This is a genomic window from Vibrio sp. OPT46, assembly GCF_015163535.1.
Taxonomy (GTDB): domain Bacteria; phylum Pseudomonadota; class Gammaproteobacteria; order Enterobacterales; family Vibrionaceae; genus Vibrio; species Vibrio alginolyticus.
The window spans coordinates 124,974-131,273 of record NZ_JADDYG010000824.1 but is presented as its reverse complement, the minus strand read 5'-3'; the positions used below and the strand labels follow the sequence as shown (position 1 = coordinate 131,273).

Annotated in this window: 4 protein-coding genes and 1 pseudogene; all 5 read left to right on the top strand. The window is 42.0% G+C overall.

The genetic code is table 11. The features are described 5' to 3' along the window. Positions 1 to 1,244 (top strand): annotated as a pseudogene (locus tag IQR33_RS34785) (transposase); the annotation flags it as partial. Next, the gene (locus IQR33_RS28675) at positions 1,241 to 2,677 is read left to right on the top strand and encodes an AAA family ATPase (RefSeq protein ID WP_193837255.1); all 1,437 of its coding nucleotides are present in this window, start codon (positions 1,241 to 1,243) and stop codon (positions 2,675 to 2,677) included. The pseudogene IQR33_RS34785 and the gene IQR33_RS28675, both read left to right, overlap by 4 nt. Positions 2,678 to 2,703: 26 nt before the next feature. After that, positions 2,704 to 4,257 (top strand): TnsD family Tn7-like transposition protein, encoded by a 1,554-nt coding sequence (locus IQR33_RS28670; protein WP_228009960.1) that lies wholly within the window; start codon positions 2,704 to 2,706, stop codon positions 4,255 to 4,257. A gap of 86 nt (positions 4,258 to 4,343) precedes the next feature. Beyond that, the gene (locus IQR33_RS28665; RefSeq protein ID WP_078558436.1) at positions 4,344 to 4,616 is read left to right on the top strand and encodes a hypothetical protein; all 273 of its coding nucleotides are present in this window, start codon (positions 4,344 to 4,346) and stop codon (positions 4,614 to 4,616) included. Positions 4,617 to 4,633: 17 nt separating this feature from the next. Next, positions 4,634 to 6,300, top strand: a 1,667-nt coding sequence (locus IQR33_RS35735) for an N-6 DNA methylase (protein ID WP_193844265.1), incomplete at its 3' end; no start/stop codon positions are given.

Genomic DNA, 6,300 nt, shown 5'->3' with positions numbered 1-6,300 from the left:
CCACGGTCGCTGATGTTCATGTTGTTTCTGAGCTTGGTGCGCAATATGTTCTAGGCAGACCTACCATTTATGTCGTTGTGGATAGATCTAGCCGCATGATAGTTGGGTTGCATGTATCTCTGTATCATGCTTCTTGGCGAGCGGCTCGACAGGCATTAGCCAATTGCTTTTTACCTAAATCTGAGTATTGCCGTCAATTTGGCATTGAGATTGAAGACTCAGAATGGCCTGTGGCTCATATCCCCCAAAGTCTTGTATGTGACAATGGAGAAATGATTGGTTTAAAACCTCAGCAGGCTTTAACACCAATGACTCAGCTGAAATTCACTCCACCTTACCGTCCTGATGGTAAAGGTATTGTTGAAAAGCGGTTTGATATTTTGAATAAAGAGTTGCTGCATGACCTTATGGGAACAACTCGTGGTGGTAATGTTGTCAGAGGGAGCAGAGATCCTCGAAAAGACGCAATATACACACTAAAAGAAGTAACTACTCAAATGATACAAGCGGTCTTAGATCACAACCGTTCGATTTTTGATGAGCTTGCTTTGTCCAGTCCTTTGCTGATTCAAAATGATTTGGCACCAACGCCCCTAAATTATTGGAAGATTCACCTTGCTAAACATAAGCATGACTTAACGCTTGCCGACAGTAATGAAGTAATCGCACGCTTGTTACCTCCAACTACTGTAAGCATGACCAGAAGTGGTATCCATTACAATGGTATGTATTACACCTGTGATGATGTTGAAGAACTGAATTTAGCCTCAGTGGCGAGAAGTTCAGGTCGATGGCAATTAGATGCGCGAATTGATGAGAATACGACAAACTTTATTTATGTTCGGTTAGATAGAAACCAAGGTTTTACCAAGTGTCTTTTGCTTCCTCGTAGTCGTATGTTTGAAAACAAAACCATGATTGAAGCTGATTTTATGCAAGACTGGTTAGCCGCCAAAAAAGAGCAGTCACCAATTAATGTTGCATCGATTGACGCTCACAAACAGCGAAAAAAAATGGCTCAAAGTGCAAAGCAGCGCAGCAAGTCTTCAGAACTGTCTTTTGGAGAAAGGACGAAGAATGTTCGTAAAAATCGCAGAGACGAGCTAGAGGCTACGACCAACATCCTCACTGAGTCAGATAGTCAGGATATTAGCGGTAACCCCCACCCCCCGATCACTGCTAGAAGGCAAATCCATGTGTTGCCTAGAGGAAGAAAGCGTCAAGCGAGTGAGGATAAAGAATGAGAATCGAAAAAGCCGCCTACCAAAATGCAATTCTGCCTGAGCATCAAGGTAATCCGTTAATTGAAGCCTTACCCCCAAAGAAAGGCTGGGAAGAGTTGATGATCGCATTTAGTCACTATCCTGATTATGCAGAGCATATTTGTCAGCATCCAGATCCGCTTGTTCGAGAGGAATATCTTAGTCGTATTAAAGAGCTGCGTCAGCCATTACATGATTACTATGAATGTTTTAGAGCAGTTGAGCGGGCAATCAAAAATGGTTATTCATCGAAGAATCCTTTTAGCCCAACAACCGCACAATATCTTCATTATCCAGTCGATGAATGCCCTGATATTGAGCCTAGAACGGGCTTTTTCCAACCAAGAGGCGATGGATTAACTCTTATCGGAGAAAGTGGAGTGGGAAAAACAAGTATGCTTGAACAGATACTCAACTACTTTCCTAATGTTATTGAACATGAATCATATGACAACCAGTTTATGGAGCTGGATAAGCAGGTTGTATGGATAAAAGTTGATTGTCCAAACAACTCTAGCGTTCGGGATTTATGTGAAGAGATACTGGCATCTTTAGATTTATCGTTAGGGAGAGAAAAAACGAAACCCGCAGGAACGATAGGTGCATTAGTTCGACAGATTGAGCAGAACATTAAATCTAGTTTTCTTGGAATCTTAGTGATCGATGAAATGCAGAGGCTTGTTTTCAAACGAACTGGTGGTGAGAACAATCTTTTGAACTTCTTGCACAGTCTAGTGAACAAACTTGGTGTTCCAATTTTCTTTTGTGCGAACCCTCCATTTGATGACACATTAGCAAGGACGTTGAAAGCGGCGAGGCGTGCTGAAAGTGGTGGTTATTTGGTTATGGAGGTATTGAAGCATGACAGTGATGCTTGGGAAGCATTTGTTGAAGAGCTGTGGAAGTATCAATGGACGAATAATTATACAGAGCTAACTCAAGAGCTTAACAATAAGCTCTATGAATTATCCGTTGGCAACATGGATATGGCATGTCGCACATATCGAGAAGCGCAACGAGCAGTCATTGGGACGTGTGATGAAACAATAACCGTCGCCACATTAGAGATGGGTTATGCTCTAGCGTGTGGGCTATCATCAAAAACGGAAGAAGTTAGAAGCCTAAAGTCTGTAAGGGCGTTGCCGAGAGGAAAGTCGCGAGTCTCGCCGAACCAACCACAGTCCCCATCAGTATCACCCGTCTCCCGAGTTGATAGCACGGGCGATATCACCAAGCCACAGCATCCTGAGTTTGCTAAGCAGTTAATCGACATTTTAGGCATTGTTGATCTTCATGACCGAATAGAAGATACCGACCTTTTTCAACGTGCAGGTAAGAGTGACAATCCGTTTGAATATTTAAGACGAAATGGTGCGTTGCTCGATGACCCGTTACAGCATTTTGCCTGTAGTTAGAGTGATTTTATTGAGGATGCGTGGAAATGAGGCTACCCCAACCATTACCAGATGAATCCTTTCACAGTCGAATTTGTAGACACTTTAATATTTGTGGCTTTACGACAGAGCAGTACCTCCAGGATATCTTTGGCGACAGTCGAGCTTCTGTGCATCCTTACCTAAATGCAAATCTTGGATTGGTATGTAAAACCTTAAATCAGTCAGTTCATGATATATGGACAAATCAAACTCTTGCTCCTTTGTTTTTCCATTTTCTCCCTAAGTATAGACAAGTGATAGGTGACATAAACGTGCCACCCAACAGCTTAATTAGAGCGAGTCAAATTTCCGCTTTTAGAGAAAGAGAGCGTCTACACATCAAATACTGCCCTAAATGTGCTGAAGAAGAAGTAAGTAAATATGGCGTGTCATACTGGCATTGTTTGCATCAGATTACAGGTGTTGATGCTTGCCCACGACATGGGGTTTGGCTAAATCATGTAGCATTGCCTGAAAGGTCGCACATTGATATGCCATCTATAGCTTCTATTCAACCACTTGATTGTTCACCTATGGCAGCCAAATTTGCGAACTACTGTGGATGTTACTTACATCAAATTCGCAAGAACGAGCGCATACTTTCGAATAAAAAGCGTATTGAGAGGCTTAGGAAAAAAGGCTTTATTACTAGTGTGGGACAGGTAAGGCGTAAGCAGATTTGTAAGGCATTGTTCGTATTGTCGGAGCAGATACTTCCAAGTGACAGCGCTCTCAAGCCGAAGTCTGAACAGGATTTTTCATATTGGTCAGCAGCTCTTTCGGGAACGATGAACCAGCCACCCTTTAAGCAACTCATACTGGACTTTTATTTAGAGCAGATTGCAGATGATGAGAAGTTTAGCCATGTATCCAAAGTGGATAACACCAATTCATTAGTTGAAGATCGTTGTTGCGATTTGCTACGTAAAGGCTGCTCGATGGCTGAAGTTAGCAGGCAATTAGGAAAAAGCCGCTGTTATGTAAAAGGGATTGCTTTAAAACATCAGATTCCAGTCAACCTCCGCCCCAAAGTGATCACCGAAGCACTCAAACAAGATGTTATAAATATGGCTCGTAAAGGCTTTCACCGTCAAGTGATAGCAAGAAAGCATCAAGTATCGACAGGAAGTATTGAACTCATCATCTCAACAACTGAAGGACTGGTCGAATGGCGCAAGCTTTGTAAACACCAATCAATGTCTCGTCGATATAAAGCCCAAATCACAAGATACCTACTTACCCAACCTCAGGCGACAATACAAAACGTTAAAACTGACTGTGAGGCTGCATTTTTTTGGTTATATAACCATCAGAAATATTGGCTAGACAGTTGTCTACCTGCGCCGCAAGAAGTCCAACATGTTGATAGAGTGGATTGGGAACAACGAGATAAAGAGCTTTCAAAGAAAGTGACGCAAATACTATCTAACTCCGATCGCAAGCTATCTCGAACTGAGCTTGATCGTGCTCTTGGTGGACATGGTTGGCTTACTTCCAAAAAGAAAAAGCTGCCAAGAACACTCCTCACCATATCTTTGTGTGGTGATAAATTAAAATAATCAGTAAAAAATTATTTTAATTTCGTTGACACTTTTCCTTGTTGGTTGTATATTTTTCTTATCGAAACGGCAAGGGAGAGTTGGTTATGGCAAAAACAAGACACATCCATCAGCGCATGAATCAGCGAGCAATCAAGTCACAGATGCTTGAAATCGTAAAAATGTTTGGCGTAGACGATGGCGATAAGACTTACCTCAATAGAAAAGGAATCGATGCAGCTCTGGATGAGTTGAACAAGATTTCTCAGCAAATGCAGAAGATGAGAAGCCGAGGTGGTCTGGTCCTTGTTGAGTCAGGTGAGACTGAAATCACGACTTACGCCTTAGATAGCTACAACCGATCTCAAACTGTCCACTAATTCAAGGGAGATAATCTGTGAAAAAACAAATTTGGTCACTATTGGATGCTTTGCGAGGTTCTAATGAGCCTTCTGCTTTTGCTGAGCAGTTTGCTGCGTGTTGCGCTTGGGTAAAGCTAAATGAAAGCAAAAAGTTGAGTGATGAACACCAACTATTTGTAGCTGGTAGTAGCGTACAAGAACAACTTCAAAAGGTTATGGATGACTGTGTATCAGTTCAGTATCACGCAGAGAGCTGGTCTTTATCCGATAAAGTTATTCATCAATTAGTAACTTCCATTCAAGATTTAGTTCGTGCAAATGTTATCTGCTATCAAGACTTATCAACAGCACTTACGAAGCTTTTAGAGGATAGTGGAAAGAGTTCTGTGCAGTTAACTATTCCTGATGAACTTACTCATTTAGGAGTGAGTTTGTTAGGTGAGAAGGTGGAGTCTGTTTACTGCCCATTTATTGCAGGTTATGAATTTGCTAATAAATTACCACCTCAAAGTGTCACAGAAGGAGAAACACTGCTGCGTTCAGACGAGTTTTATGCTGAAGTGCAGAATGTACTTTTAGATAGAAACTTTCGAGTTACTGTCACTGACCCAATCTTTGTTCCTACTTTGATTGGTGATGGTGGCCTCAAGCAATTTCAAAGCTCAATTGCAATGCCACCACTTGGGAAAAACTATGCGAAATTAGATATTCATGATATCTGGGGGCGCTTCCCTGAAAAATCTTTAATGGGAGATGTTTATCAACTTCGCCATATGTTAGCTCACGCTTCAGATTGTGTAGTTGGCTTTGTAACTAACGGTTTTTTATATCGTTCTGCTGCGGGGGAAAAGCTGTTTAAACAAGATGTAGTGAATAGGAACTGGCTTAAAGCGGTAATCGCATTACCGAGCAACCTGCTTGCATCAACGTCGATCCCCCTGAGTATTGTGATATTTGATAAACATAAAACCAATGACTCGGTTTTGTTCATTGATGCAAGCAGTGACCACTTTGTTGATAAATATTCGCGAGTACGTAATAAGCTAGTGAATGCTGAGCAAATACTGTCTGTTTACAACGCACTTGAGAGCAGTGAATTCAGCAAAGTGTGCTCGATTGCAGAAATTGAAGCGATGGATTACAACCTATCGCCTAGCCGTTATGTTCTGACCAACGAAGATATGGCGCTTAAGCAGTTTCTTGAGCAGTACCCTACCGCTAAGTTGTCTGAATTGGTTGAAATCGTTCGCCCGCAGGCAGTGAAGCACGATGCGGATGCGGATGTTGAATATATTGAACACAATCTCACAAGCTTAAACACGATAGGGCAGCTTGAGGGAGCTGGTAAGCGAATCAAGGTCTCCACCAAAGACGTCGTAAAAGCTGAAAAGCAGAAAATTCAAGCGGGTGACGTTCTTGTTTCATGTCGTGGCGCTGTCGGACGAGTGGCACTAATCGATGACAATATTGAAGATAATGTCATCGCGAGTCAGGCGTTTGCGATTCTTAGGCTAAAACCACATGTGAACAATCTATCAAGTGTTGCGTTGTATCAGTATCTCACTTCGGAGTTTGGTCAGCAGCAGCTTTCAAGCTTGGTAACAGGAACAACCGCTCAAATGTTATCAGCAAAAGACCTTAGTAATATGGATATTCCTGTTTTTTCAGCCGAGAAGCTGGCAGAGCTTGAAATAGTGAGGTT